The organism is Streptomyces sp. NRRL S-378 (assembly GCF_000720645.1).
GTDB lineage: Bacteria > Actinomycetota > Actinomycetes > Streptomycetales > Streptomycetaceae > Streptomyces.
Genome location: NZ_JOBX01000009.1, coordinates 138,746 through 163,064 on the forward strand (window position 1 = coordinate 138,746; position 24,319 = coordinate 163,064).

Here is a 24,319-nt window from a genome sequence, read left to right on the forward strand (position 1 = left end):
TTGATCGGCTCTGAACGGGCCCGCCCCCTCCCGGGGCGGGCCCGTTCTGCATATGGGTGATTCTGAGAGGATCGGTCACGTGAGTGACGAGGTGGAGCCCGGGCACGTCCGGGTGCGGCTGGACCTGAGCTACGACGGCAAGGACTTCTCCGGCTGGGCGAAGCAGCGCACGCTGCGGACCGTCCAGGGCGAGCTGGAGAGCGCCCTGCAGACCGTGATGCGACTGCGGGAGCCGGTCGAGCTGACGGTGGCCGGGCGGACGGACGCCGGCGTGCACGCCCGCGGACAGGTCGCGCAGTTCGACCTCGCCGAGGAGGTGTGGGCCGAGCACCACGACAAGCTGCTGCGGCGCCTCGCCGGCCGGCTGCCGCACGACGTACGGGTGTGGAAGGTCGCCGAGGCCCCCGAGGGCTTCAACGCGCGCTTCTCGGCCGTCTGGCGCCGCTACGCCTACCGCGTGGGCGACCACCAGGGCGGCGTGGACCCGCTGCGCCGCGGCCACGTCCTCTGGCACCAGTGGCCCCTCGACGTGGACGCCATGAACGAGGCCTCCGCCGCGCTGCTGGGCGAGCACGACTTCGCCGCGTACTGCAAGAAGCGTGAGGGTGCCACGACGATCCGTACGCTTCAGCAGCTCGGCTGGGAGCGCGCCGAGGACGGCGTCATCACCGCGACCGTCCGCGCCGACGCCTTCTGCCACAACATGGTCCGTTCCCTGGTGGGCGCCCTGCTGCACGTCGGGGACGGCCACCGGCCCACGGACTGGCCCGGCAAGGTGCTGGCCGCCGGCGTACGGGACTCCTCGGTGCACGTGGTCAAGCCCCACGGGCTGACCCTGGAGGAGGTCGGCTACCCGGCCGACGAGCTGCTGGCCGCCCGCAGCAGGGAGGCGCGCAACATGCGCACCCTGCCGGGCGCCGGCTGCTGCTGAGCCGCCGCCGAACCGTTTGGGCGGATCGCGCGCCGACCTGGACAATGCCCGGCATGGGACATCTCGAAGCCAGCCACCTGGAGTACTACCTTCCCGACGGGCGGGTACTGCTCCCCGACGTCTCCTTCCGCGTGGGGGAGGGGGCGGTGGTCGCCCTGGTCGGGGCGAACGGCGCCGGCAAAACCACCCTGCTTAAGCTGATTTCGGGCGAGCTGCAGCCGCACGGCGGCGGCGTGTCCATCAGCGGCGGCCTCGGCGTGATGTCCCAGTTCGTGGGCTCCGTACGCGACGAGACGACCGTACGGGACCTGCTGGTCTCGGTGTCCCAGCCGCGGATCCGGGAGGCCGCGAAGGCCGTGGACCGCGCCGAGCACCTGATCATGACGGTGGACGACGAAGCCGCGCAGATGGCCTACGCCCAGGCCCTCAGCGACTGGGCCGACGTCCAGGGTTACGAGGCGGAGACCCTGTGGGACGTCTGCACGATGGCCGCGCTGGCCATCCCGTACGACTCCGCGCAGTTCCGCGAGGTGCGCACGCTCTCCGGCGGTGAGCAGAAGCGGCTCGTGCTGGAGGCGCTGCTGCGCGGGCCGGACGAGGTGCTGCTGCTCGACGAGCCGGACAACTACCTCGACGTCCCGGGCAAGCGGTGGCTGGAGGAGCAGCTGCGGGCGACCCGCAAGACGGTCCTGTTCGTCTCCCACGACCGCGAGCTGCTGACGCAGGCCGCCGAGAAGATCATCAGCCTGGAGGCCGGCCCGACGGGCTCCGACGTGTGGGTGCACGGCGCGGGCTTCGGCACGTACCACGAGGCCCGCAAGGAGCGCTTCGCCCGCTTCGAGGAGCTCAAGCGGCGCTGGGACGAGGAGCACGCCCGCCTCAAGGCCCTGGTGCTGCGGCTGCGCAACCAGGCCGCGAGCAGCCCCGACATGGCCTCGCGCTACCGGGCGATGCAGACCCGTTTCCAGAAGTTCGAGGAGGCCGGCCCGCCGCCGGAGCCGCCGCGCGAGCAGGACATCAAGATGCGGCTCAAGGGCGGCCGGACCGGCGTGCGCGCGCTGACCGTGGAGAACCTGGAGCTCACCGGGCTGATGAAGCCGTTCTCCCTGGAGGTCTTCTACGGGGAGCGGGTCGCGGTGCTCGGCTCGAACGGCTCGGGCAAGTCGCACTTCCTGCGGCTGCTGGCGGGCGAGGACGTCAAGCACACCGGTGACTGGAAGCTGGGCGCACGGGTGGTTCCCGGCCATTTCGCGCAGACCCACGCCCATCCGGAGCTGTTCGGCCGCACCCTCGTGGAGATCCTGTGGACGGAGGCGGCCAAGCCCCTGGGGCAGGCGATGGGGGCCCTGCGCCGCTACGAGCTGGAGCGCCAGGCCGAGCAGCCCTTCGAGAAGCTCTCGGGCGGCCAGCAGGCGCGCTTCCAGATCCTGCTGCTGGAGCTCGCGGGTACCACGGCGCTGCTGCTGGACGAGCCCACGGACAACCTGGACCTGGAGTCCGCGGAGGCCCTCCAGGACGGCCTGGAGTCCTACGACGGGACGGTGCTGTGCGTGACGCACGACCGCTGGTTCGCGCGCACATTTGACCGTTACCTGGTCTTCGGTTCGGACGGTGTTGTGCGGGAGACTCAGGAGCCCGTCTGGGACGAACGCAGGGTCGAACGCAAGCGCTAGCGGTGAGGGAGGGGCGTCGTGGGCCTGAGGCCTGGCATCTGGCTCATGAGGTGGGAGGCCCTGGCCCCGGGGGACCGGCTGGTCGGCTGGCTGCTGCGGCCGGCCCCGCGGTCCTGGTGGGTGGTCTCCCTGGCGGTGCTCCTCGGGATCTGCGTCTCCACGAGCCTGCGGGCGAACTGGGGCTCGGACAACGCCTTCGTCGTCAAGGCGGCGCAGACGCTGCTGGAGGGCGGGTCGCCGTACGAGGACAAGCGCTTCCTCTACCTGCCCAGCGCGGTGCTCATGGCGGTGCCGGAGGCGCTGGTGCCGCGGGGGGTGCTGCGCTGGATCCTGCCGGTCGGGATGTCCGGGCTGCTGGGCATCGGCTGGCTGGCCGCTCTGCGGCTGTTCTCGGTGCCGCTGCGCTCGCGCTTCGCGGTGGGCGCTCTCACCGTGTTCGCCCTCGCCTATAAGCCGTGGGTGAACCTGGTGCTGATCGGCAACTGGACGGCCGTCTCGGCGGCCGCGCTGCCCGTGGCGCTGCTGCTCGCGCACCGGGGGGCGTGGGGGAGGGCCGGGCTGGTGGTCGGGCTGGCCATCGCCTGCAAGCCGATGCTGGTGCCGGTGGGGCTGCTCTTCCTGTTCGCCCGCCGGTGGCGGGGGCTGGCGGCGGCGGTGCTGGTGCCGCTGGCGATCTCGCTGGCCGGGGCGCTGCTGATGCCGAACCCGACGCTGTTCTTCACCAAGACCCTGCCGTTCCTGCTCCAGGGGCAGGACGCGTACGCGCTGCCCTGGGACGCCTCGCCGATAGCGGTGCTGCCGCGGCTGGGGGTGCCGCAGGCGGTGGCGGTGCTGGTGGCCTTCGCGGGTGCCGCGGCCGGGCTGTGGGCGGCCTGGGTGCGGTGGCGGCGTACCGCGGCGGACGGCGACGGGGGTGAGCTGCGTCTCGTGGAGACGGCCTGCATGGTGATGCTCGCCGCATTCCTGGTGTCGCGGCCGTCCTTCGACCACTACCTGCTCGTGGTGCTGCCGCTGCTGCTGGCCTCGGCGGTGCGGCCGGGCTCGATGCCCCGCTCGCCCTGGTTCTGGCTGGCGTTGACACCCCAGCTGGCCCTGGTCCCGTGGCCCTCGGAGCTGGCCCACAAACGGCGCGCCTTCAAGGACTGCGCCACCCTGTGCGGGCTCGCGTTTCTGCTGGCGCGTCGTGCACTGCGCTCCGGTCGGGTTATTCTGGAGCCCGTAACAACTGCGGGGTCCCCACCCAGGACCGAACCGGAGTGCGCCGCGACGCCGACTGAATCGGCATCGCGGACCGCGTTTTGACCCGTACGGGTCTGCTTGGGTATCCTGCTGGTTTGTTATGCGTATTGGCTTTCTCATTCTCACGTGAAAGGGCCTTACGCCGGTCCACCGGACCGATGACCAGCAGTGGCCGTTCACTCGGGTTGCGTCCCTGATGTGAACGTGGGCTGTCGTGATCGTCCGTGGTGACCCTGTCAGGACCTTCCCGCTGGGCTTGCGCCCGTGGGATACCACCACTGAAGAAGCGAAGGCATACGCGTGCGTACGTTCAGCCCCAAGCCCGGCGACATCTCGCGCCAGTGGCTCGTCATCGACGCCCAGGACGTCGTCCTCGGCCGTCTGGCGACCCAGGCCGCTGCCCTCCTGAAGGGCAAGCACAAGCCGACCTACGCCCCCCACATGGACATGGGTGACTTCGTCGTCATCATCAACGCCGACAAGGTGCACCTGTCCGGCAACAAGGCCTCCCAGAAGATGGCCTACCGCCACTCCGGCTTCCCGGGCGGTCTGCGCTCCGTGCGTTACGACGACCTGCTGGCGAACAACCCGGAGAAGGCCGTCGAGAAGGCCGTCAAGGGCATGCTCCCGAAGAACTCCCTGGGCCGTCAGATGCTCTCGAAGCTGAAGGTCTACTCGGGCGACCAGCACCCCCACGCTGCCCAGCAGCCGGTGCCGTTCGAGATCACCCAGGTCGCGCAGTAGTTCCGGCCACCCCCTAAGACACAGAGAATTCTGAGGAGCATCGTGGCCGAGACCACCGCCGAGACCCCCGTCGACGAGTTCGAGGGCGTCGAGGAGTACACCACCGAGTCCGAGGTCGTCGTCGAGGGCGACTACACCTCCGAGTCCCTTGCCGGTCGCTTCGGTGACCCCCAGCCGGCCGCCGGCCTGGGCCGTCGCAAGAACGCCATCGCCCGCGTCCGGATCGTTCCGGGCACCGGCAAGTGGAAGATCAACGGTCGCACCCTTGAGGACTACTTCCCCAACAAGGTGCACCAGCAGGAAGTCAACGAGCCCTTCAAGCTCCTGGAGCTCGACGGCCGCTACGACGTCATCGCCCGCATCTCGGGTGGCGGCGTCTCCGGCCAGGCCGGCGCCCTGCGCCTCGGCGTGGCCCGTGCGCTGAACGAGGCGGACGTGGACAACAACCGCCCGGCGCTGAAGAAGGCCGGCTTCCTCTCCCGCGACGACCGTGCGGTCGAGCGCAAGAAGGCCGGTCTCAAGAAGGCCCGTAAGGCTCCGCAGTACAGCAAGCGTTAATCTGCGCCTGCTGTTCTGCAACGAAACCGCCCCGGCAGCACTCTCTGTGCTGCCGGGGCGGTTCGTTTACCGCCACAAGCGGCAAATACCTGACACAAGCGGTCATACGCGAAGCGCAAACTCGGGAGGACAACAGTGGGACGACTCTTCGGGACGGACGGTGTACGCGGCGTCGCCAACGCGGATCTGACGGCGGAGCTCGCGCTCGGCCTCTCCGTGGCGGCTGCCCACGTACTCGCCGAGGCGGGCACCTTCGAAGGCCACCGGGCGACCGCCGTGGTCGGCCGGGACCCCCGGGCCTCCGGTGAATTCCTCGAGGCCGCGGTCGTGGCCGGCCTCGCGAGCGCGGGCGTGGACGTCCTGCGCGTCGGTGTGCTGCCCACCCCGGCGGTGGCGTATCTCACCGGTGCGCTGGGTGCCGACCTCGGCGTGATGCTCTCCGCCAGCCACAACGCCATGCCCGACAACGGCATCAAGTTCTTCGCCCGCGGCGGCCACAAGCTCGCCGACGAGCTGGAGGACCGCATCGAGTCCGTCTACGAGGAGCACCGCACCGGTGCCCCCTGGGACCGGCCCACCGGGGCCGGCGTCGGCCGCGTCTCGGACTACACCGAGGGCTTCGAGAAGTACGTCTCCCACCTCATCGGCGTCCTCCCCAACCGTCTCGACGGCCTGAAGATCGTCCTCGACGAGGCGCACGGCGCGGCCGCCTACGTCTCGCCCGAGGCGTTCGCCCGGGCCGGCGCGGAGATCGTCACGATCGGCGCCGAGCCGGACGGCCTGAACATCAACGACGGCTGCGGCTCCACCCACCTCGGCCTGCTGAAGGCGGCCGTGGTCGAGCACGGCGCCGACTTGGGCATCGCGCACGACGGCGACGCGGACCGCTGCCTGGCCGTGGACGGCAGCGGCGCGGAGGTCGACGGCGACCAGATCCTCGCGGTGCTGGCGCTGGCCATGCGCGAGGCCGGCCAGCTGCGCGAGAACACCGTGGTCGGGACGGTCATGTCCAACCTGGGCTTCAAGCTGGCCATGGAGGGCGAGGGCATCCAGGTCGTCCAGACCGGGGTCGGCGACCGGTACGTGCTGGAGTCGATGAAGGAGCACGGCTACGCGCTCGGCGGCGAGCAGTCCGGTCACGTGATCATCCTCGACCACGCGACCACCGGCGACGGCACCCTGACCGGCCTGCTGCTGGCGGCGCGGGTCGCGGCCACCGGCACGTCCCTGGCCGAGCTGGCGGGCGTCATGCAGCGGCTGCCGCAGGTCCTGATCAACGTGCCCGACGTGGACAAGTCCCGGGTGGCGACCTCGGCCGAACTGGCGGTGGCGGTGACCGACGCCGAGCGCGAGCTGGGCACCACCGGCCGGGTGCTGCTGCGTTCGTCCGGTACGGAGCCGCTCGTGCGGGTGATGGTCGAGGCCGCCGACATCGACCAGGCGCGCGCGGTCGCAGGCCGGCTCGCGGACGCCGTGAAGTCGGCGCTCGGCTAGCCCCTGCGCGGGCCTAGATTCCGCCGCCAGGCCTGTGTGGCGCACCCGGTTTCCGGATCATCCGGTTCTGCTGGGTGCGCCACAGCAGTTTCCAGGCGACGAGGGTGAGCGTGCCCGAGAGGATGATGCCGCCCAGGTTGAGCGCCAGCTGGATGCCGGAGCCCCACATCTGGGCGAGGTCGCCGTAGCTGAGGGCCACGGCGGCGTTGGCGGCCGCCGGGACGGTCGTGACGGAGATCGCCACGCCGACCAGGGCGCCGGCCTTCGCGGACGTCAGCGAGAGCATGCCGGCCACCCCGGCCAGCAGCGCCACGACGAACGAGAACGGGTCGGGCTGCCAGATGAAGCTGGTGTTGGGCCGTTCGTTCTCCAGCAGGTGCGCGTGGAAGAGGCCCAGCCCGTCCATGACCAGGCTGAAGACCGTGGTGGCCACGATCGCCGCGGTGAAACCCACCGTCAGCGCGACGAACGAGCGCCAGGCGAGCCGAGGTCGGCGCTGCACCAGACCGGTGCAGATGCCGGCGAGCGGGCCGAACTCGGGGCCGACCGCCATCGCCCCCACGATGAGCACGGCGTTGTCGAGCACGACACCGCAGGCCGCGATCATCGTCGCCAGGACCATGAAGGCGGCGTAGGTGATGGTGAGGGTGGACTCCTCGTGCGTCGCTTCGGCGAGCTGCTCCCACACCACCGCGTCGGCGGCCTCGCCCGGTGCCTCCTCCTCGGCGTCGTCGGCGCGTGTGGAGATCGACAGGTCGATGTTCTCGACGGCGATGGAACCGGTCCTGTCGATGCCGAGTGCGCGCATCTCCTGGAGCAGCTCGTCGGCCGACTCGCGCGCCACGTCGCAGAGCACGAGGTCGCCCTCCGGGTCGCGGGCGGCGCCCGTGAGGACGACCAGGTGGGTGGTACCGACCGTCCGGTCGATCAGCTCCACCACCTGCTCGGTGAGGTGGCGCGGGGTGATCATCCGCAGATGCAGCATCCCCGCACCCTAGCCACTACAGCTTGCGCAGGCTCAGCTTCTGGACCTTGTGGTCCGGTCCCTTGCGCACGACGAGGGTGGCGCGGCCCCGGGTGGGCGCCACGTTCTCCAGCAGGTTGGGCCGGTTGATCGTCCGCCACATCGTCTGCGCGTACTCCATGGCCTCCTCCTCGGAGACCTGCGTGTACTTGCGGAAGTACGAGAAGGGGTTCTGGAAGGCGGTCTCGCGCAGCTTCCGGAAGCGGTTGAGGTACCAGCGCTCGATGTCCTCCGGGCGGGCGTCCACGTACACGCTGAAGTCGAAGTAGTCGGCGAGGGCGACGCGGGTGCGGCCGTCGGTGCCGGGGAGCGCCGGCTGGAGCACGTTGAGGCCCTCGACGATGAGGATGTCCGGGCGGCGGACGACGAGCTCCTCGCCCGGCACGATGTCGTAGATCAGGTGCGAGTAGACCGGGGCCCGCACCTCGTCCTTGCCGGCCTTGATGTCGGCGACGAAGCGGGTCAGCGCGCGGCGGTCGTAGGACTCGGGGAAGCCCTTGCGGGAGGTGAGGCCGCGCCGCTGGAGCTCCTTCATCGGGTACAGGAAGCCGTCGGTGGTCACCAGCTCCACGCGCGGGTGCTCGGGCCAGCGGGCGAGCAGGGCCTGGAGCAGGCGGGCCACGGTGGACTTGCCGACGGCGACCGACCCGGCGACCCCTATGACGAAGGGGGTGCCCGCCTGCGCGCCGTGGCCGTTGCCGGCGTCGCCGAGGAAGGTGTTCAGCGTGCCGCGGAGGTTGCTGGTGGCGCCGACGTAGAGGTTCAGCAGGCGCGAGAGCGGCAGGTACACGTCGCGGACCTCGTCGAGGTCGATGACGTCGCCGAGGCCGCGCAGGCGCTCCACCTCGTCGGCGGTCAGCGGCAGCGGCGTCCGCTCGCGCAGGGCGCTCCATTCGGCACGGGTGAGGTCGAGGTAGGGCGAGACCTCGGGGCCGCGACGGTGCGCGGTCCGCGGGGGCTGCCCCTCCCGGCCGGTGTGCTCCGTTGCACCCGCGGGCGTGTTGCTTCGTGGCGGCGAAGTGATCACACCGCCATTGTCGGGGCTCCGGGGCGGTTGTGGGTGGTGGGGTCGGTCACGTGACCAGAGGGGGGAGCGGGTCTTCCCGTCTCGATTCGGGACGATCGCGGTTGCGCCCTGATCACGATCCGCGTGCGGGCCCGGTACGCAGCTGGCGGGCGCGCGGACCGGCCGTAGAGTGCGGAGCGCCGCATTCCGTTTGATCGTCCCCCTCGACCGGGGCCGCTCGTGCTGCTCCGACGCCACCTCGCTCCCGGGAGTCCTCGTGCGTACCGCCCTCGTCCGTCGTGCCCTCCTGACCGCCTCCGGCGCGTCCCTGGCCCTGCTGGCCACCGCCTGCGGTTCCTCGGGCGGGGCCGGCACCGAGCAGGACGCGAAGCCGTCCGCGGCCGCCCCGTCCCCCTCGCCCACGCCCGAGGCCAAGGCCCTCACCGCCGCCGAGCTGGAGAAGCTCACGCTGGCCGACGGCGACGTCCGCGACGTCAAGATCGAGAAGGCCGGGGCGGACGACGTCGCCAAGGCGGCCGAGGTCACGACCGGCAGGCCGGAGTGCACGGCGCTCGCCCAGGCGGGCGGCCTGGCCCCGGTCGGCAAGGCCGTCACCACCACGGAGCGCATCGGCGTCGGCAAGCCGTCCGACCCGGCCGACCCGCTGAGCGTCTCCGCGACGTCCGTGCAGCTCGCCTCCTATGACGGCAAGGGCGCCGAGGAGGCGCTCGCCTCGCTGAAGGCCGCCGGACAGGCGTGTGGCGGCGGATTCACGACCACGGCGAAGGGTGAGAAGACCACGGTCAAGTCCGTCACGCCGTCGACCGTGACCGCCGGCGACGACGCCGCGGCCTGGGCGATCGCCACCGAGGACGAGGGCGAGGCCCTGCACAGCCAGATGGTCGCCTTCCGCAAGGGCAACAACCTCGTCGTCATCCACACGGTCCGCTTCGACGCCAGGCCCGCCAGCGCGCAGGCGTTCATCGACGCGCAGCTGCAGAAGCTCGGCTGAAAAGCGGCTCCCGGCCGTCACCGGCCGGGACGGAACGGTCTCGTGACGATCACGATGTGGATCGGCTGCGCGAATTCGCAAGATGCTGATCGTTTGCCTCTGTAGATTGCCCCTACAGCAGTCTTCGAGCGGCATCCGACTCCCGGGTGCCGCTCCTGCGTGTCGTTGCCGTCCTTGCCTGTGGGGGAGTCTTCTCGTGCGTAACGCTTTCGTCCGTCGTTCTGTCATGGCCGCGTCCGCGGTGTCCATGGTCCTACTGGCCACCGCCTGCGGCGCCGACAAGGCGGACACCAAGGCCGACGCCAAGCCGTCCGAGGCCGCCGCGACGTCGGCCGCCCCGGCCGCCAAGGCGAAGACGAGCGCCGAGCTGGAAGGCGTGATCGTGGTCCAGGCCGACCTGCCGAACCACGTGGTCAAGCCGCCCACCCCGGCCGAGACCGCCGGTGCGGCCGGCGCCAAGAGCGACAAGCCGGAGTGCCAGCCGCTGGTGTCGGCGCAGTCCATGAACGCGGTGGGCACCGCCGCGGGCACCGCCGGAACCCGCGCCGTCGTCAAGGGCAAGGCGCCCGCCGCCGACGCCAGCCCCGAGGAGAAGCTCAAGGCGGGCATGGACGCCCTGGGCGGCACGGCCACCTCGGTGTACCTCGCCTCGTACGAGGGCAAGGGCGCCACGGAAGCCTTCGCCTCCCTCAAGACGGCGGGCACGGCCTGCGCCGGCGGCTACACGGGCAGCCAGGCCGGCGACTCCCTCAAGATCACGAAGGTGGCCCCGGGTGCTTCCGTCACCGCGGGGGACGAGGCCCTCGCCTACACCGTGACGGGTGAGGCGGACGGCGGGACGTTGACCACGGAGCTCGTGGTCGTGCGCAAGGGCAACACCCTCGCGACCTTCTCGGCCCTGAGCCTCACCGGTGCCGCGGAGCAGCCGAAGGACGTCGTCGCCACCCAGGTGAAGAAGCTCGGCTGAGGCACCGTCCGACGCACCGTCAACCCCGCCCCCGGCCATGCGCCGGGGCGGGGTTTCGTCTTGTTCGGCTACGCGGCAGACGGCCGGCCACGGCGTACGCTGCGCCCTATGTGCGGAATTGTGGGTTACGTGGGAGCGCAGTCTGCGCTCGATGTGGTCATCGCCGGACTCAAGCGACTCGAGTACCGCGGCTACGACTCGGCAGGGGTCGCCGTACTCGCAGACGGCAGCCTGGCTGCCGCCAAGAAGGCCGGCAAGCTCGTCAATCTGGAGAAGGAACTGGTCGCGCACCCGCTGCCGGCCGGTTCCACGGGACTCGGGCACACCCGGTGGGCGACCCACGGCGGGCCCACCGACGTCAACGCCCACCCGCACCTCGACAATGCGGGGCGCGTGGCCGTCGTGCACAACGGCATCATCGAGAACTTCGCCGCGCTCCGGACCGAACTCGCCGAGCGGGGCCACCGCCTGGAGTCCGAGACCGACACCGAGGTCGTCGCGCACCTGCTGGCGGAGCAGTTCTCGGCCACCGGCGACCTCGCCGAGGCCATGCGGCAGGTGTGCCGCCGCCTCGAAGGTGCGTTCACCCTGGTCGCCGTGCACGCCGACGAACCGGACGTCGTGGTCGGCGCGCGCCGCAACTCCCCCCTGGTGGTGGGCGTCGGGGAAGGGGAGAACTTCCTCGCCTCGGACGTGGCCGCCTTCATCGCCCACACGCGGTCCGCGATCGAGCTGGGCCAGGACCAGGTCGTCGAACTCCGCCGCGAAGGCGTCACCGTGACCAACTTCGACGGTTCGGTCGCCTCCGTCCGCGCCTACCACGTGGACTGGGACGCCTCGGCGGCCGAGAAGGGGGGATACGACTACTTCATGCTCAAGGAGATCGCCGAGCAGCCCAAGGCCGTCGCCGACACCCTCCTGGGCAGGATCGACGCGAGCGGCTCGCTGACCCTGGACGAGGTGCGCATCCCCGTCTCGGTGCTCCGGGAGGTCGACAAGGTCGTGATCGTGGCCTGCGGTACGGCCTACCACGCCGGCATGATCGCGAAGCTGGCCATCGAGCACTGGACCCGCATCCCGTGCGAGACGGAGCTGGCGAGCGAGTTCCGCTACCGCGACCCGATCCTGGACCAGCGGACGCTGGTGGTCGCCATCTCGCAGTCCGGCGAGACCATGGACACCCTGATGGCGCTGCGCCACGCACGCGAGCAGGGCGCCAGGGTGCTGGCCATCTGCAACACGAACGGGTCGACGATCCCGCGCGAATCGGACGCCGTGCTCTACACGCACGCCGGCCCCGAGGTCGCCGTCGCCTCGACCAAGGCCTTCCTGACCCAGCTGGTGGCCTGCTACCTGGTCGCGCTCTACCTCGGGCAGGTCCGCGGCACCAAGTGGGGCGACGAGATCGAGGCGGTGGTCCGCGAGCTGTCCGACATCGCCGCAGCCGTCGACACCGTCCTGGAGACCATGGAGCCGGTACGGGAGCTGGCGCGGTCCCTCGCCGACAAGAACACCGTGCTCTTCCTCGGGCGGCACGTCGGCTACCCGGTGGCCCTGGAGGGCGCGCTCAAGCTCAAGGAGCTGGCGTACATGCACGCCGAGGGCTTCGCGGCGGGCGAGCTCAAGCACGGGCCGATCGCCCTCATCGAGAAGGACCTGCCGGTGGTCGTGGTCGTCCCCTCGCCGCGGGGCCGCTCCGTGCTCCACGACAAGATCGTGTCGAACATCCAGGAGATCAGGGCCCGCGGGGCGCGGACGATCGTGATCGCGGAGGAGGGCGACGAGGCGGTCGTGCCGTACGCGGACCACCTGATCCGCATCCCGGCGACGCCGACGCTGCTCCAGCCGCTGGTGGCGACCGTGCCGTTGCAGGTGTTCGCCTGCGAGCTGGCCACGGCCCGCGGCAACGAGGTGGACCAGCCGCGTAACCTCGCAAAGTCCGTGACCGTGGAGTAGTCGGGTAGTGGGGAAGTCCTTGTGATTGTCGGCGTCGGGATCGATGTGGCGGAGATCGAGCGGTTCGGCGCGGCCCTGGAGCGCACGCCGAACCTCGCCGGACGGCTGTTCGTCGAGGCCGAGCTGACGCTGCCGAGCGGCGAGCGGCGCGGTGTCGCCTCGCTCGCCGCCCGGTTCGCCGCCAAGGAGGCACTGGCCAAGGCGCTCGGCGCGCCCGCCGGCCTGCTGTGGACCGACGCCGAGGTCTACGTGGAGGACACCGGGCAGCCGCGGCTGCGCGTGTCGGGGACGGTGCAGGCACGGGCGCTGGAACTGGGCGTGAAGTCCTGGCACATCTCGCTGAGCCACGACGCCGGTGTGGCCTCCGCGGTGGTGATCGCGGAGGGTTGACCCATGCGTACTGCTTACAGCGTGGAGACCGTACGGGCCGCCGAGCGGGAGCTGATGGCCCGGCTGCCGGAGGGCGCCCTGATGCTGCGGGCGGCGGCCGGCCTGGCCGCCGTGTGCGCTGGCCTGCTGGCACGCCGGCGCGGCCGGGTCTACGGGTCCCGGGTCGTACTGCTCGTCGGCCCGGGGGACAACGGCGGCGACGCCCTCCACGCCGGCGCGCGGCTGGCCCGGCGCGGGGCCGGGGTGACGGCCGTGCCGATGGACCCCGAACGGATGCACGCGGGCGGGCTGGCCGCGCTGCGGGCCGCCGGCGGGCGGGTGGCGGAGGCCGTACCGCAGCGGGCGGACCTGGTGGTGGACGGCCTGCTCGGGATCGGCGGGCGGGGCGGGCTGCGGCCCGCGGGCGCCGCGCTCGCGGAGCGGATCGAGCCGGGGGTCCCCGTGGTCGCCGTGGACCTGCCCAGCGGCGTGGACGCCGACACCGGGGAGGTGGCGGGCCCGGCCGTCACCGCCGATGTGACGGTGACCTTCGGCGCGTACAAACCGGGCCTGCTGATCGACCCCGGGGCCTCCCGGGCGGGCGCGGTGCACCTCGTGGACATCGGGCTGGAACTGCCGGAGCCCGAGGTGGAGGTCCTCCAGCACGCGGACGTGGCGGGGCTGCTGCCGGAGCCGACGGCGTCGAGCGACAAGTACCGGCGCGGCGTCGTCGGGATCGTCGCCGGATCGGCGCAGTACCCGGGAGCGGCGGTGCTGGCCGTCGCCGGAGCCCTCCGCGGCGGCGCGGGCGCGGTCCGCTACGTCGGCCCGGCCGCGGACTCCGTCCTGGCGCGCTACCCCGAGACGCTGATCGGGCCCGGCCGGGCGCAGGCCTGGGTGATCGGCCCGGGGCTGGGGGAGGGGCGCGCCGGTGAGGTCGCGGACGTCCTCGCGGGTGACGCGGCGGTCCTGGTCGACGCGGACGGGCTGCGCGGCCTGGACCCGGAGGCGCTGCGCGCACGGACCGCCCCGACCCTGCTGACCCCGCACGCGGGCGAGGCGGCGGCGCTCCTCGGGGTCTCTCGGGAGTCGGTGGAGGCGGGCCGGCTGGCGGCCGTACGGCGGCTGGCGGAGCGGTACGGGGTCACGGTCCTGCTGAAGGGGTCGACGACGCTGGTCGCCTCGGGCGGCGTCCGCGCGGTCCGCGTGAACCCGACGGGCACGCCGTGGCTGGCGACCGCGGGCAGCGGGGACGTGCTGTCCGGGCTGGCCGGATCCCTCCTGGCGGGCGGGCTGTCCGGAGCGGACGCCGGCTCGGTGGGCGCGTACCTGCACGGCCTGGCGGCCCGCCGCACCGGCGGACCCTTGCTGGCCCACCAGGTGGCCGAAGCCCTCCCGGCCGCCTGGCAGGACACGAGCCACCCCTGACCTGCGGGTCCGGGCGGAGCCGGGGAAACGGAGAAAGGTCCGCCTCTTCGGACGCCCGCACCGGGGACCGGCAGGGATTCTGAGAGACTGTGGGCGATGAACGAGACACCGACGCGCGTGTACGCCGAGATCGATCTTGACGCCGTACGGGAGAACGTGCGCGCACTGCGCGAGCGGGCGCCCCGGTCCGAGCTGATGGCCGTCGTCAAGGCGAACGCCTACGGGCACGGGGCAGTGGAGTGCGCCAGGGCCGCCCGGGAGGCCGGCGCCGCCTGGCTCGGCACCGCCACCCCCGACGAGGCCCTCGCGCTGCGCGCCGCCGGCATCGAAGGCCGCATCCTGTGCTGGCTCTGGACCCCCGGCGGGCCCTGGCGGAAGGCCGTCGAGGCCGATCTGGACGTCTCCGTCAGCGGGATGTGGGCCCTGGACGAGGTGCGCGAGGCCGCACGCGCGGCCGGCCGCACCGCACGCATCCAGCTCAAGGCCGACACCGGCCTCGGCCGCAACGGCTGTCAGCCCGCCGACTGGGAGGCCCTGGTCGGCGCGGCCGTCGCCGCCCAGGCCGAGGGCACCGTCAAGGTCACCGGCGTCTGGTCGCACTTCGCCTGCGCCGACGAGCCCGGCCACCCCTCGATCCGGCTCCAGCTCGACGCCTTCCGCGAGATGCTCGCGTACGCGGAGAAGGAGGGGATCGACCCCGAGGTCCGGCACATGGCCAACTCGCCCGCCACCCTCACCCTCCCCGAGTCGCACTTCGACCTGGTGCGCCCCGGCCTCGCCGTCTACGGGGTCTCGCCCGCCCCGGAGCTCGGCACCCCCGCCCAGCTCGGCCTGCGGCCCGCCATGACCCTCAAGGCGTCCCTCGCGCTGGTCAAGACCGTCCCCGCCGGGCACGGGGTCAGCTACGGCCACCACTACGTCACCGGCGGCGAGACGACCCTCGCGCTGGTCCCGGCCGGCTACGCCGACGGCATCCCGCGCCACGCGTCGGGCGCCGGCCCGGTGCTCGTCGGCGGCAAGGTGCGCCACGTCGCCGGACGCGTCGCCATGGACCAGTTCGTGGTCGACCTGGAGGGAGACCCGGCCCGCGCCGGCGACGAGGTCGTCATCTTCGGGGACCCGGAGCGCGGTGAACCCTCCGCCGAGGACTGGGCGCAGGCCGCGCACACCATCGCGTATGAGATCGTCACCCGTATCGGTGGGCGCGTGCCCCGGGTGTACCTGGGCGGCTGAGCGGAGTGAGGGCGGCGGCGTGAGCGAGAACTGGCGCAGGGCCGGCTGGGCCGGCGCCGCCATCGGCGTGATAGCCGCGGGCGCGGCGGCCGGTGTCGCGGTCGAGCGGATCACCGTCGGGCGCGGCATGCGCAGGAAGGCCCGCCTGGCCCTCGACGCCGCCGGGGACTACGGCTCCCTGCGCGGCACCGAGGGGACCTGCCGGGCCGAGGACGCCACCGAGCTCCACTACGAGGTCGACGAGCTCCCCGAGGACGGCAAGCGGCGGCGGCTGCGGCGCAAGCCCGAGCCCCCGGCCACCGTCGTCTTCTGCCACGGCTACTGCCTGGCCCAGGACTCCTGGCACTTCCAGCGGGCGGCCCTGCGCGGCCTGGTCCGCGCGGTCTACTGGGACCAGCGCAGCCACGGGCGCAGCGCGCGCGGCCTGGCCCAGGCGGACGGCGAACCGCTGACCATCGAGCAGCTAGGCCGGGACCTGAAGGCCGTCATCGACGCGGCCGCCCCCGAGGGCCCGCTGATCCTGGTGGGTCACTCGATGGGCGGAATGACCATCATGGGATTCGCCGAGCAGTACCCCGACCTCGTGCGCGACCGCGTCGTCGGCGTCGCCCTGGTCGGCACCTCCAGCGGCAGGCTCGGCGAGGTGACGTACGGGCTCCCCGCAGCCGGCATGGGCGCCGTGCGCAGGATCCTGCCGGGCGTGCTGAAGGCGCTCGGATCGCAGGTGGAGCTGGTCGAGAAGGGCCGCCGGGCCACCGCGGACCTCTTCGCCGGCATGATCAAGATGTACTCGTTCGGTTCGCGCGACGTGGACCCGGGCGTCGCGCGCTTCGCGGAACGGCTCATCGAGGCCACCCCGATCGACGTCGTCGCGGAGTTCTACCCGGCCTTCCAGACCCACGACAAGAGCGCCGCGCTCCAGCAGTTCGCCGGCATCCCGGTCACCGTCATCGCCGGGGACAGGGACATGATCACCCCGTCCGGGCACAGCCTGGCCATCAAGGACGTGCTGCCCGCCGCCGAACTCGTCGTCCTGGAGTCCACCGGACACCTGATGATGCTGGAGCGCCCCGAGACCGTGACCCGGCTGCTCACCGAGCTGCTGGCCCGCACCGGGGCGGTGGCGGTCCCCGTAGCGACTAACGTTGGCGTGCATGGAAGAAGTACCGCTGGAAGCACAGCGCAGCCAGGCACCGGCAGCTGAGTCCGGGCACGGCGCGCAGACCCGGATCACCGTTGACTCCCCCCAGGCGATGCAGGAACTGGGCCGCCGGATCGCCGGCCTGCTCCGCCCCGGCGACCTCGTCCTGCTGACCGGCGAACTGGGCGCGGGCAAGACCACGCTGACCCGCGGCCTGGGCGAGGGCCTGGGCGTGCGCGGGGCCGTGACCTCCCCGACCTTCGTGATCGCCCGGGTGCACCCCTCCCTGACCGGCGGTCCGGCGCTGGTGCACGTGGACGCGTACCGCCTGGGCGGCGGGCTGGAGGAGATGGAGGACCTGGACCTCGACGTCTCGCTGCCCGAGTCCGTGGTCGTCGTCGAATGGGGCGACGGCAAGGTCGAGGAGCTCTCCGCCGACAGGCTGCACGTGGTGATCGCACGGGCCGTCGGCCACGAGGAGGTCCTGGACGACGTGCGCGAGGTCTCGGTGCACGGCGTGGGAGCGCGCTGGGACGCCGGTGCGGGGCTGGACGCCCTGGCCGGAGCGCTCTCGGAGTAAACGTGCCGACAACTCGTCGGCAAGATATTGCGTTGGCGGCGGCCCTCGTGATGACATGGTACCGAGAGTTTCTTAGGTATGCCTAAGTACGGTGTCCCGGGGTCCAGGAGGCAGCCATGTCGGCACCAGCAGGAGCACAGCGCCACCCCCGCCCGTCCGCCGTCTCCATGCACGCACTGCTGGCCGCCGGCATCGCCGCCAACGCCGTCTCCACGCCGCCCTCGCGCGAACAGCGCGCACCGCGCGAGGGCGAGCCCGAGGGGGGCGTACGCGAACAGGCCGCTCCGGAATCCGAAGCGGCCTGAAGGTCCCGTCCCCCAGGTCCCGGCCACGGCCGGTCGCCCGTACGGGTGAAGGAAGGGCGTCCCGTCAGGGAATGACGACGACCTTGGAATTGATCGTCGCGAAGGCCCACATCGCGTCGCCGTCGGCGCGCGCCATACGGATGCCGCCGGTCTTCTTGTTCGGGTCGGGCTCCGGGGTCGTGCCGTCCACCCGGGCACTGAAACCGACCGCCACGCCCTCCTGGGTGGCGAACCGGACCACGTGCTCGATCGGCACCCCGTCCGAGCCCGTCACCGAGCCCGAACGCGAACCGACGATGTAGGTGCCCGGCTTCGGGTGCACCGTGCTCGGCACCACCACGAACGACTTCGGCTGCTGCGTGGCGTCCCCCACCAGCCACACCCGCTTCTGGCCCACCGAGTACACGACGCGCACGCCCGTGCCGGAACCCTCCGGAACGGGCACCGGCTTCGCCGGGTCCTGCTTGCCGGCGGCCGCCGGGCTCGCCGCCGGAGCCGGTTCCTGCGCGGCCGCCTTCGGCGGATGCGCCGGCGCCGTCGCGGAAGCCTGGTAGCCGAGGAAGCCGACGGCGGCGATCGCCGCGGCGGTGAGCCCGGCCACGATTCCCGAGCTGCTGCGTGCCACCTTGCTCCACCTCTCCGCGCTGACGTGATCCCTCGTGATCTCTCCGTCGAAAGGTAGCAGCCGCCCCGCTCCACGACCGGGCGCAAGGGGTGCGGCCGCCGGAGTCGTAGGCTGTTCGCGTGCTCTTGCTCGCTGTAGATACCGCCACGCCCGCCGTCACCGTCGCCCTGCACGACGGCGAGGCCGTCCTCGCCGAGTCCGCCCAGGTCGACGCCCGCCGCCACGGGGAGCTGCTCATCCCCTCCGTGGACCGCGTCCTCGCCGAGGCCGGGCTGAAGCTCGACGCCGTCACCGGCATCGTCGTCGGCGTCGGCCCCGGCCCCTACACCGGACTGCGCGTCGGCCTCGCCACCGCCTCCACCTTCGCCGCCGTGCTGGGCGTGCCCGTCCACGGCCTGTGCACGCTCGACGGCCTCGCCTACGCCGCGGGCACCGCCGGGATCGAGGGCCCCTTCACCGTCGCCACCGACGCGCGGCGCAAGGAGGTCTACTGGGCCCGCTACGAGGACCCGCGCACGCGCGTCGGCGAGCCCGCCGTGGACCGCCCGGCCGAGATCGCCGAACAGGTCGCCGGCCTGCCCGCGGTCGGCCAGGGCGCGCTCCTCTACCCCGAGGTGTTCCCCGACGCCCGGGGCCCCGAGCACCAGTCGGCCGCCGCACTGGCCTCCCTCGCGGCGGAACGACTCGCCGCGGGCGCGGAGTTCCTCCCGCCGACCCCGCTCTACCTGCGCCGCCCCGACGCGCAGGTCCCCAAGAACTACAAGGTGGTCACCCCGCAGTGACCACGGCCGAGACGGTTCTGCGCGAGATGCGCTGGTGGGACATCGCACCCGTGCTGGAACTGGAACACGACCTCTTCCCCGAGGACGCCTGGTCCGCCGGGATGTTCTGGTCCGAACTGGCCCACGCGCGCGGACCGCAGGCCACCCGCCGCTACGTCGTCGCCGAGACGGCCGACGGCCGCCTCGTCGGCTACGCCGGGCTGGCCGCCGCCGGTGACCTGGCCGACGTACAGACCATCGCGGCCGCCCGCGACCAGTGGGGGACCGGGCTCGGTGCCCGGCTCCTGACCGACCTGCTGCGCGCCGCCACCGCGTTCGAGTGCGCCGAGGTGCTGCTGGAGGTGCGCGTGGACAACACCCGCGCCCAGAAGCTCTACGAGCGCTTCGGCTTCGAGCCCATCGGCTTCCGGCGCGGCTACTACCAGCCGGGTAACGTCGACGCGCTCGTCATGCGCCTGACCGACCCCGCACAAGCACGAACTGAGAGCAGTGAGAGCAATGGCTGACGAACCGCTCGTCCTCGGCATCGAGACGTCCTGCGACGAGACCGGCGTCGGCGTCGTCCGCGGCACCACCCTCCTCGCGGACGCGATCGCGTCGAGCGTCGACGAGCACGCCCGCTTCGGCGGCGTCGTGCCCGAGGTGGCCTCGCGGGCCCACCTGGAGGCGATGGTCCCCACCATCGAACGCGCCCTGAAGGAAGCCGGCGTCAGCGCCCGCGACCTCGACGGCATCGCCGTCACGGCCGGACCCGGCCTCGCCGGGGCGCTGCTGGTGGGCACCTCCGCCGCCAAGGCCTACGCCTACGCCCTCGGCAAGCCCCTGTACGGCGTCAACCACCTGGCCTCGCACATCTGCGTGGACCAGCTGGAGCACGGGCCGCTGCCCGAGCCGACCATGGCGCTCCTGGTGTCCGGCGGCCACTCCTCGCTGCTGCTGGCCCCCGACATCACCTCCGACGTACGGCCGCTCGGCGCGACCATCGACGACGCCGCCGGCGAGGCCTTCGACAAGATCGCACGCGTGCTCCAGCTGGGCTTCCCCGGCGGCCCGGTCATCGACCGGCTCGCGAAGGAGGGCGACCCGAAGGCGATCAACTTCCCGCGCGGCCTGACGGGCTCGCGCGACCCCGCGTACGACTTCTCCTTCTCCGGGCTGAAGACGGCCGTCGCCCGCTGGATCGAGGCGAAGCGGAACGCGGGCGAGGAGGTGCCGGTGCGCGACGTGGCGGCGTCCTTCCAGGAGGCCGTCGTGGACGTGCTGACGCGCAAGGCGATCCGCGCCTGCAAGGACGAGGGCGTCGACCACCTCATGATCGGCGGCGGTGTCGCGGCCAACTCCCGGCTGCGTTCGCTCGCCCAGGAGCGCTGCGACGCCGCGGGGATCACCCTGCGGGTGCCGCGGCCGAAGCTGTGCACGGACAACGGCGCGATGGTGGCGGCCCTCGGCGCGGAGATGGTCAAGCGGAACCGTCCGCCCTCGGACTGGGACCTGTCGGCGGACTCCTCGCTGCCGGTCACGGACCCGCACGTGCCGGGCACGTCCCACACGCACGGCCACGACGGCTCGGACGGTCACGATCACTCGCACGGTCACGGTCACGGACACGACCACGACCACGTGCACGAGCTGAGCAAGGACAACCTCTACTCGTGAGCACCGTCGCGCTGATGTGGGAGGCCCGGGCCGCCGACGGCCGGGGCAACGAGCTGCTGGAGTGGGCCCGGGCCCAGATCCTGGCCCGGGAACCGGTGCGCCGCGAGGTGTTCCGGGCCCCGCAGGACCGGGTGCTCGTGATCACCTGGTGGGAGGCGTCCGAGGGCATCGCGGCGGACCTGCCCGAACTGCCCGAACCGGCCGCCGACCTGATCACGCGCGCGGTGCACCGCTGGCGGTTCGAGTCGGTGGAGACCGACGGGGCGTAACCGGCCGAGCCGCCGAGGGGGATCGGCCGGGCGGGCGGCCTGCCGCGGGGAGCGGCCCGACGCTCCGGGCCGTGCCCGCCGTGCCCGCCGTGCCCGGTACGTCACGCCCGGCACGTCACCGCCCGGTACGTCACCGCCCGGTACGTCACCGCCCGGTACGTCACCGCCCGGGCGTCGCCGCTGGCGGCCCGGCGGGGGTGCCGATCAGCATCGAGGGGGCGCCCGCCACCCGGGTCAGGAACACGGTCGCCGAGTTCGGCCCCTGCGGCTTGACCTTCTTGCGCAGCTCCTCGGGCTCGATGGCCGAGCCGCGCTTCTTCACGGTCAGGATCCCGACCCCGCGCTCGCGCAACAGGGCCTTCAGCTTCTTCAGGCCGAAGGGCAGCACGTCGGTGATCTCGTACGCGGTCGCGTACGGCGTCTCCCGCAGCTCGTCCGCCGTGATGTAGGCGATGGTCGGGTCGATCAGCCGGCCGTCCAGCTGCTCGGTGACCTCGGCGACCAGATGGGCGCGGATCACGGCCCCGTCGGGCTCGTACAGCCAGCGGCCCACCGGCCCGGCCTCCGGGTCGGGCAGCGGATCGGCGGTGTGCAGCCCGCGCGGCCCGGGGAGCAGGGTGGCGCGCACGGTCCCGGGGGCGGTACCGAACCAGAGCACGGCCTCCTTGACGTCCCCCTGGTCGGAGATCCACTCGGCCTCGGCCTCCGCCGGGACTGCCTCGTGCGGGATCCCCGGGGCGATCTTGATGGCGGCGTACTGCGCCGCACGGGCCGTCTCCACGGCCCACGACAGCGGCGGTGAGTAGGACTCCGGATCGAAGATCCGCCCACGGCCCCCGCGCCGGGCCGGGTCGATGAAGACCGCGTCGTGGCCGGAGGTGTCCACCTCCGTGACGTCGGCCTCCCGGACCTCGATCAGGTCCGCCAGGCCCAGCGCCTCGGCGTTGGCGCGCGCGACGGCCACCGTCAGCGGGTCGTGGTCCACCGCGAGGACCCGGATCCCGATCCGGGCCAGGGCGAGGGCGTCACCGCCGATGCCGCAGCACAGGTCGGCGACGCTGCGCACACCGAGGGCCGCGAGCCGCTCGGCCCGGTACGCGGCCACGGACGCGCGGGTGGCCATCTCGCCGCCGCCGGGGGTGAAGTACATCCGGAAGGCGTCCTCGGCCCCGAACTTCGCCACCGCGCGCTGCCGCAGCCGGGCCTGCCCGAGGGCCGCCGAGACCAGCCCTGCGGGGTGCTCACGGCGCAGCCGGGTGGCGACGGCCAGCTCCTGGGCGGGGTCGTAGTCGCGGAGCGGGTCGAGCAGGGCGCGGCCCTCGGGGGTGAGGAGGGCGGCGAAGTCTTCGGGGGTCACGCATCCATTGTCGGCGACGGGGTGTGTGGGCCGGCCGGAGGAACGTCGCACCCCGGTGCGCGGTGTCGTCCCGGAAGCCCGCGTGTCGGGTGCCAGGATGCGCTGCTATGCAGCTAGTCGGACAAAGGGAAGATAAGACGCAACTGGGTCACCGGCATGCGGCGGTTCCGCGCGGCCGGTTCGGGGTGGCCGTGGCCGCCCTGCTGGTAGCCGCCCTCGGCACGGCGTGCGGCTCGGGGCAGTCGGGCGCCCCGGACAAGGGCGAGAAGGCGAAGGCCACCAAGGGCGCGGAGGCGGGCGCCCCCGGCGCGCTCAGTGCGGCCGAGAAGGCCAAGGCGCTGCAGCAGGCGCGCGTCGCAGCGGCGAAGAAGTGGGGGCTGCGCAAGGTCCCGCTCGCCGCGCCCCCGGCGCCGAAGGAGAAGCCGGACATCGGCACGCGCGACGGTTTCGAGGTGTGGAACCACGAAGAGGACGAACTCCCCCCGGTCTTCACCACCGTCCCGACCGAGGACAAGGTCGTCTTCCTGACCATCGACGACGGCTCGGAGAAGGACCCCGAGTTCCTGAAGATGATGCAGGAGCTGAAGATCCCGTACACGGCCTTCCTCAGCGACTACCTGGTGAAGGACAACTACCCGTACTTCAAGCAGATGCAGGCCGCCGGCGTCACCCTGAACAACCACACCCTCAACCACCGTTACATGCCCGGGCTGTCGTACGAGCAGCAGCGGGAGGAGATCTGCGGCCAGCAGGACACCATCCAGAAGACTTTCGGCAAGCGTCCGACCCTCTTCCGGCCGCCGTACGGCAACTACAACGACGACACCCTCAAGGCGGCGAAGTCCTGCGGCATCAAGGCCGTCCCGCTGTGGAACGCGGAGGCGTTCACGAACCGCATGGACTACCGCGAGTGGGACCGTGACCTGCACCCCGGTGACATCATCCTCACGCACTTCCGGGGTAAGGAGGACTGGAAGGGCACGATGCCTGACATGATCCGTCATGTCATGAAGACCGTCACGGACAAGGGATATGCCGTGGCCCGCCTGGAGGACTACTTGTGAGGTATGCGCGCCGGTTGGTAGCCGGAACGCTGGCGGCCGGCGCGCTCGCGCTCTCCCTGACGGGGTGCGGGGAGAGTGTGGAGCCCATCGAACGGCTGGGCCGCAAGACGACGCAGGAGCCGTCGCAGACGCCGTCCGCGTCCGCGTCGGCGCCTGGGTCCTCGCCCGCGCCCGCGCAGGGGGGCGCGTCGGACGAGGCGTACAAGAAGTGGGGCTTGGCCGCCCCCGTCCAGTACGCGCCGAAGCCCGCACAGAAGCCGCAGATCCCGAAGGCTGCTCCGGGCAAGGTCCCGGTAATAGACCGAATACCCCTGCCTGCCGGGGAGAAAATAGTCTTCCTGACCTTCGACGACGGTGCGGAGAAGGACCCCGAGTTCCTGAAGATGGCGGCCGACCTCAAGCTGCCGATCGGCATGTTCCTGACGGACAGCGTGGCCTCGTCGGACTACGGGTACTTCGAGAAGCTCCGGGACAACGGCTCGGCGAGCACGGTGAACAACCACACGCTGACCCACCCGAACCTGCGGAACCTCTCCTTCGAGGCGCAGAAGAAGGAGATATGCGGCCAGCAGGACAAGCTGGAGAAGCGCTTCGGCCAGCGCCCGCCGCTCTTCCGCCCGCCCTTCGGCAACTACAACGACGACACCCTCCGGGCCGCCTCGGAGTGCGGAGTCTCGTCGGTCCTGCTGTGGCGGGTGTCGATGCAGATCAACAACTTCCAGTACGCCCAGGGCTCCGCCCTCCAGCCCGGCGACATCATCCTGGCCCACTTCCGCGGCCCGTCCGAACTCAAGGGCGCGACGGAGATCCAGATGACGACCCGCATGCTCCAGCGCATCCAGGAGCAGGACTACAAGATCGGCCGCCTGGAGGACTACCTCTAAGGCCTGTCTCTTATACACATCT

At 72.1% G+C, this 24,319-nt stretch carries 25 protein-coding genes; 21 read left to right on the plus strand and 4 right to left on the minus strand.

The window, feature by feature from the left end; genetic code table 11:
• Positions 1-79 precede the first annotated feature (79 nt).
• From truA to glmM, 6 genes are all read left to right on the plus strand, one after another.
• On the plus strand, positions 80-931 hold the full coding sequence (gene truA / locus IH80_RS0108935; protein WP_030959031.1) for a tRNA pseudouridine(38-40) synthase TruA: 852 nt from the start codon (positions 80-82) through the stop codon (positions 929-931).
• Between the two features lie 44 nt (positions 932-975).
• Positions 976-2,604: an ABC-F family ATP-binding cassette domain-containing protein gene (locus tag IH80_RS0108940; RefSeq protein ID WP_078906391.1), complete on the plus strand. Its 1,629-nt coding sequence runs from the start codon at positions 976-978 to the stop codon at positions 2,602-2,604.
• Between the two features lie 18 nt (positions 2,605-2,622).
• Positions 2,623-3,906, plus strand: a complete 1,284-nt coding sequence (locus tag IH80_RS0108945) for a glycosyltransferase family 87 protein (RefSeq protein WP_234432168.1) — start codon at positions 2,623-2,625, stop codon at positions 3,904-3,906.
• A 237-nt stretch (positions 3,907-4,143) separates the two neighbouring features.
• Positions 4,144-4,587 (plus strand): 50S ribosomal protein L13, encoded by a 444-nt coding sequence (gene rplM / locus IH80_RS0108950; protein WP_030959034.1) that lies wholly within the window; start codon positions 4,144-4,146, stop codon positions 4,585-4,587.
• 42 nt (positions 4,588-4,629) lie between these two features.
• Positions 4,630-5,145 (plus strand): 30S ribosomal protein S9, encoded by a 516-nt coding sequence (gene rpsI, locus IH80_RS0108955; RefSeq protein WP_030773858.1) that lies wholly within the window; start codon positions 4,630-4,632, stop codon positions 5,143-5,145.
• A gap of 135 nt (positions 5,146-5,280) precedes the next feature.
• Positions 5,281-6,639, plus strand: coding sequence for a phosphoglucosamine mutase (gene glmM / locus IH80_RS0108960; protein WP_030959036.1), 1,359 nt, complete (start codon positions 5,281-5,283; stop codon positions 6,637-6,639).
• Between the two features lie 13 nt (positions 6,640-6,652).
• Here the strand turns inward: glmM and IH80_RS0108965 are convergent, their stop codons facing one another.
• Positions 6,653-7,624 carry a DUF389 domain-containing protein gene (locus IH80_RS0108965; protein ID WP_030959038.1) on the minus strand — a complete coding sequence of 324 codons (972 nt, stop codon included), beginning with the start codon at positions 7,622-7,624 and terminating at the stop codon, positions 6,653-6,655.
• Positions 7,625-7,640: 16 nt separating this feature from the next.
• Complete coding sequence (gene coaA / locus IH80_RS0108970; protein WP_030959039.1) at positions 7,641-8,690, minus strand: type I pantothenate kinase; 1,050 nt, start codon at positions 8,688-8,690, stop codon at positions 7,641-7,643.
• A gap of 256 nt (positions 8,691-8,946) precedes the next feature.
• Between coaA and IH80_RS0108975 the strand changes: the two genes are divergently transcribed.
• The 9 genes from IH80_RS0108975 to IH80_RS43605 all read left to right on the plus strand — a co-directional run bounded on the left by IH80_RS0108975 (position 8,947) and on the right by IH80_RS43605 (position 17,660).
• A complete protein-coding gene (locus IH80_RS0108975) occupies positions 8,947-9,681 on the plus strand; it encodes a hypothetical protein (protein WP_158943339.1) in 735 nt (244 codons plus the stop codon).
• 196 nt (positions 9,682-9,877) lie between these two features.
• A complete protein-coding gene (locus IH80_RS0108980; RefSeq protein WP_030959042.1) occupies positions 9,878-10,648 on the plus strand; it encodes a hypothetical protein in 771 nt (256 codons plus the stop codon).
• A 108-nt stretch (positions 10,649-10,756) separates the two neighbouring features.
• On the plus strand, positions 10,757-12,604 hold the full coding sequence (gene glmS, locus IH80_RS0108985) for a glutamine--fructose-6-phosphate transaminase (isomerizing) (protein ID WP_030959044.1): 1,848 nt from the start codon (positions 10,757-10,759) through the stop codon (positions 12,602-12,604).
• 21 nt (positions 12,605-12,625) lie between these two features.
• Complete coding sequence (locus tag IH80_RS0108990) at positions 12,626-12,994, plus strand: holo-ACP synthase (protein WP_030959046.1); 369 nt, start codon at positions 12,626-12,628, stop codon at positions 12,992-12,994.
• Positions 12,995-12,997: 3 nt separating this feature from the next.
• Positions 12,998-14,401 (plus strand): bifunctional ADP-dependent NAD(P)H-hydrate dehydratase/NAD(P)H-hydrate epimerase, encoded by a 1,404-nt coding sequence (locus tag IH80_RS0108995; RefSeq protein WP_030959047.1) that lies wholly within the window; start codon positions 12,998-13,000, stop codon positions 14,399-14,401.
• A 96-nt stretch (positions 14,402-14,497) separates the two neighbouring features.
• Positions 14,498-15,634: an alanine racemase gene (gene alr, locus IH80_RS0109000; protein ID WP_030959048.1), complete on the plus strand. Its 1,137-nt coding sequence runs from the start codon at positions 14,498-14,500 to the stop codon at positions 15,632-15,634.
• Positions 15,579-16,838, plus strand: a complete 1,260-nt coding sequence (locus IH80_RS0109005) for an alpha/beta fold hydrolase (RefSeq protein ID WP_078906392.1) — start codon at positions 15,579-15,581, stop codon at positions 16,836-16,838. Before alr ends, IH80_RS0109005 begins: the two co-directional genes overlap by 56 nt.
• Positions 16,789-17,355, plus strand: a complete 567-nt coding sequence (gene tsaE / locus IH80_RS0109010; RefSeq protein WP_267883513.1) for a tRNA (adenosine(37)-N6)-threonylcarbamoyltransferase complex ATPase subunit type 1 TsaE — start codon at positions 16,789-16,791, stop codon at positions 17,353-17,355. The genes IH80_RS0109005 and tsaE overlap by 50 nt, the downstream gene beginning before the upstream one ends.
• A gap of 116 nt (positions 17,356-17,471) precedes the next feature.
• Entirely contained in the window at positions 17,472-17,660 is a 189-nt protein-coding gene (locus IH80_RS43605) for a hypothetical protein (RefSeq protein WP_107056778.1), read from the plus strand.
• Positions 17,661-17,724: 64 nt separating this feature from the next.
• Here IH80_RS43605 and IH80_RS0109020 read toward each other — a convergent pair whose 3' ends face one another.
• Positions 17,725-18,285, minus strand: coding sequence for a hypothetical protein (locus IH80_RS0109020; RefSeq protein WP_030959054.1), 561 nt, complete (start codon positions 18,283-18,285; stop codon positions 17,725-17,727).
• Between the two features lie 119 nt (positions 18,286-18,404).
• Here IH80_RS0109020 and tsaB point away from each other — a divergent pair, with 119 nt between their 5' ends.
• From tsaB to IH80_RS0109040, 4 genes are read left to right on the plus strand one after another with little or no spacing between them, the layout of a single operon-like run.
• Entirely contained in the window at positions 18,405-19,067 is a 663-nt protein-coding gene (gene tsaB, locus IH80_RS0109025) for a tRNA (adenosine(37)-N6)-threonylcarbamoyltransferase complex dimerization subunit type 1 TsaB (RefSeq protein WP_030959055.1), read from the plus strand.
• Positions 19,068-19,093: 26 nt separating this feature from the next.
• Positions 19,094-19,573 (plus strand): ribosomal protein S18-alanine N-acetyltransferase, encoded by a 480-nt coding sequence (rimI, locus tag IH80_RS0109030; protein ID WP_030653711.1) that lies wholly within the window; start codon positions 19,094-19,096, stop codon positions 19,571-19,573.
• Complete coding sequence (gene tsaD, locus IH80_RS0109035) at positions 19,566-20,723, plus strand: tRNA (adenosine(37)-N6)-threonylcarbamoyltransferase complex transferase subunit TsaD (protein WP_030959056.1); 1,158 nt, start codon at positions 19,566-19,568, stop codon at positions 20,721-20,723. The genes rimI and tsaD overlap by 8 nt, the downstream gene beginning before the upstream one ends.
• Entirely contained in the window at positions 20,720-20,992 is a 273-nt protein-coding gene (locus tag IH80_RS0109040) for a hypothetical protein (RefSeq protein ID WP_030959057.1), read from the plus strand. The genes tsaD and IH80_RS0109040 overlap by 4 nt, the downstream gene beginning before the upstream one ends.
• 160 nt (positions 20,993-21,152) lie before the next feature.
• On the opposite strand, the gene IH80_RS0109045 is transcribed toward IH80_RS0109040, so the two are convergent.
• Positions 21,153-22,349: a THUMP-like domain-containing protein gene (locus IH80_RS0109045; RefSeq protein ID WP_030959058.1), complete on the minus strand. Its 1,197-nt coding sequence runs from the start codon at positions 22,347-22,349 to the stop codon at positions 21,153-21,155.
• A gap of 185 nt (positions 22,350-22,534) precedes the next feature.
• On the opposite strand from IH80_RS0109045, the gene IH80_RS0109050 reads away from it, so the two are divergent.
• On the plus strand, positions 22,535-23,413 hold the full coding sequence (locus tag IH80_RS0109050; protein ID WP_030959059.1) for a polysaccharide deacetylase family protein: 879 nt from the start codon (positions 22,535-22,537) through the stop codon (positions 23,411-23,413).
• A gap of 14 nt (positions 23,414-23,427) precedes the next feature.
• A complete protein-coding gene (locus tag IH80_RS0109055) occupies positions 23,428-24,297 on the plus strand; it encodes a polysaccharide deacetylase family protein (protein WP_030959061.1) in 870 nt (289 codons plus the stop codon).
• Positions 24,298-24,319 lie beyond the last annotated feature (22 nt).

Bases quoted from the DNA above. Each gene is read 5' to 3' on its own strand.
- alr (WP_030959048.1), top strand. From the start codon at position 14,498: ATGAACGAGACACCGACGCGCGTGTACGCCGAGATCGATCTTGACGCC.
- tsaD (WP_030959056.1), top strand. From the start codon at position 19,566: ATGGCTGACGAACCGCTCGTCCTCGGCATCGAGACGTCCTGCGACGAG.
- IH80_RS0108940 (WP_078906391.1), top strand. From the start codon at position 976: ATGCCCGGCATGGGACATCTCGAAGCCAGCCACCTGGAGTACTACCTT.
- tsaE (WP_267883513.1), top strand. From the start codon at position 16,789: ATGGAAGAAGTACCGCTGGAAGCACAGCGCAGCCAGGCACCGGCAGCT.
- rimI (WP_030653711.1), top strand. From the start codon at position 19,094: ATGCGCTGGTGGGACATCGCACCCGTGCTGGAACTGGAACACGACCTC.
- IH80_RS0109005 (WP_078906392.1), top strand. From the start codon at position 15,579: ATGAGATCGTCACCCGTATCGGTGGGCGCGTGCCCCGGGTGTACCTGG.
- glmS (WP_030959044.1), top strand. From the start codon at position 10,757: ATGTGCGGAATTGTGGGTTACGTGGGAGCGCAGTCTGCGCTCGATGTG.
- IH80_RS0108965 (WP_030959038.1), bottom strand. From the start codon at position 7,624: ATGCTGCATCTGCGGATGATCACCCCGCGCCACCTCACCGAGCAGGTG.
- IH80_RS0108995 (WP_030959047.1), top strand. From the start codon at position 12,998: ATGCGTACTGCTTACAGCGTGGAGACCGTACGGGCCGCCGAGCGGGAG.
- IH80_RS43605 (WP_107056778.1), top strand. From the start codon at position 17,472: ATGTCGGCACCAGCAGGAGCACAGCGCCACCCCCGCCCGTCCGCCGTC.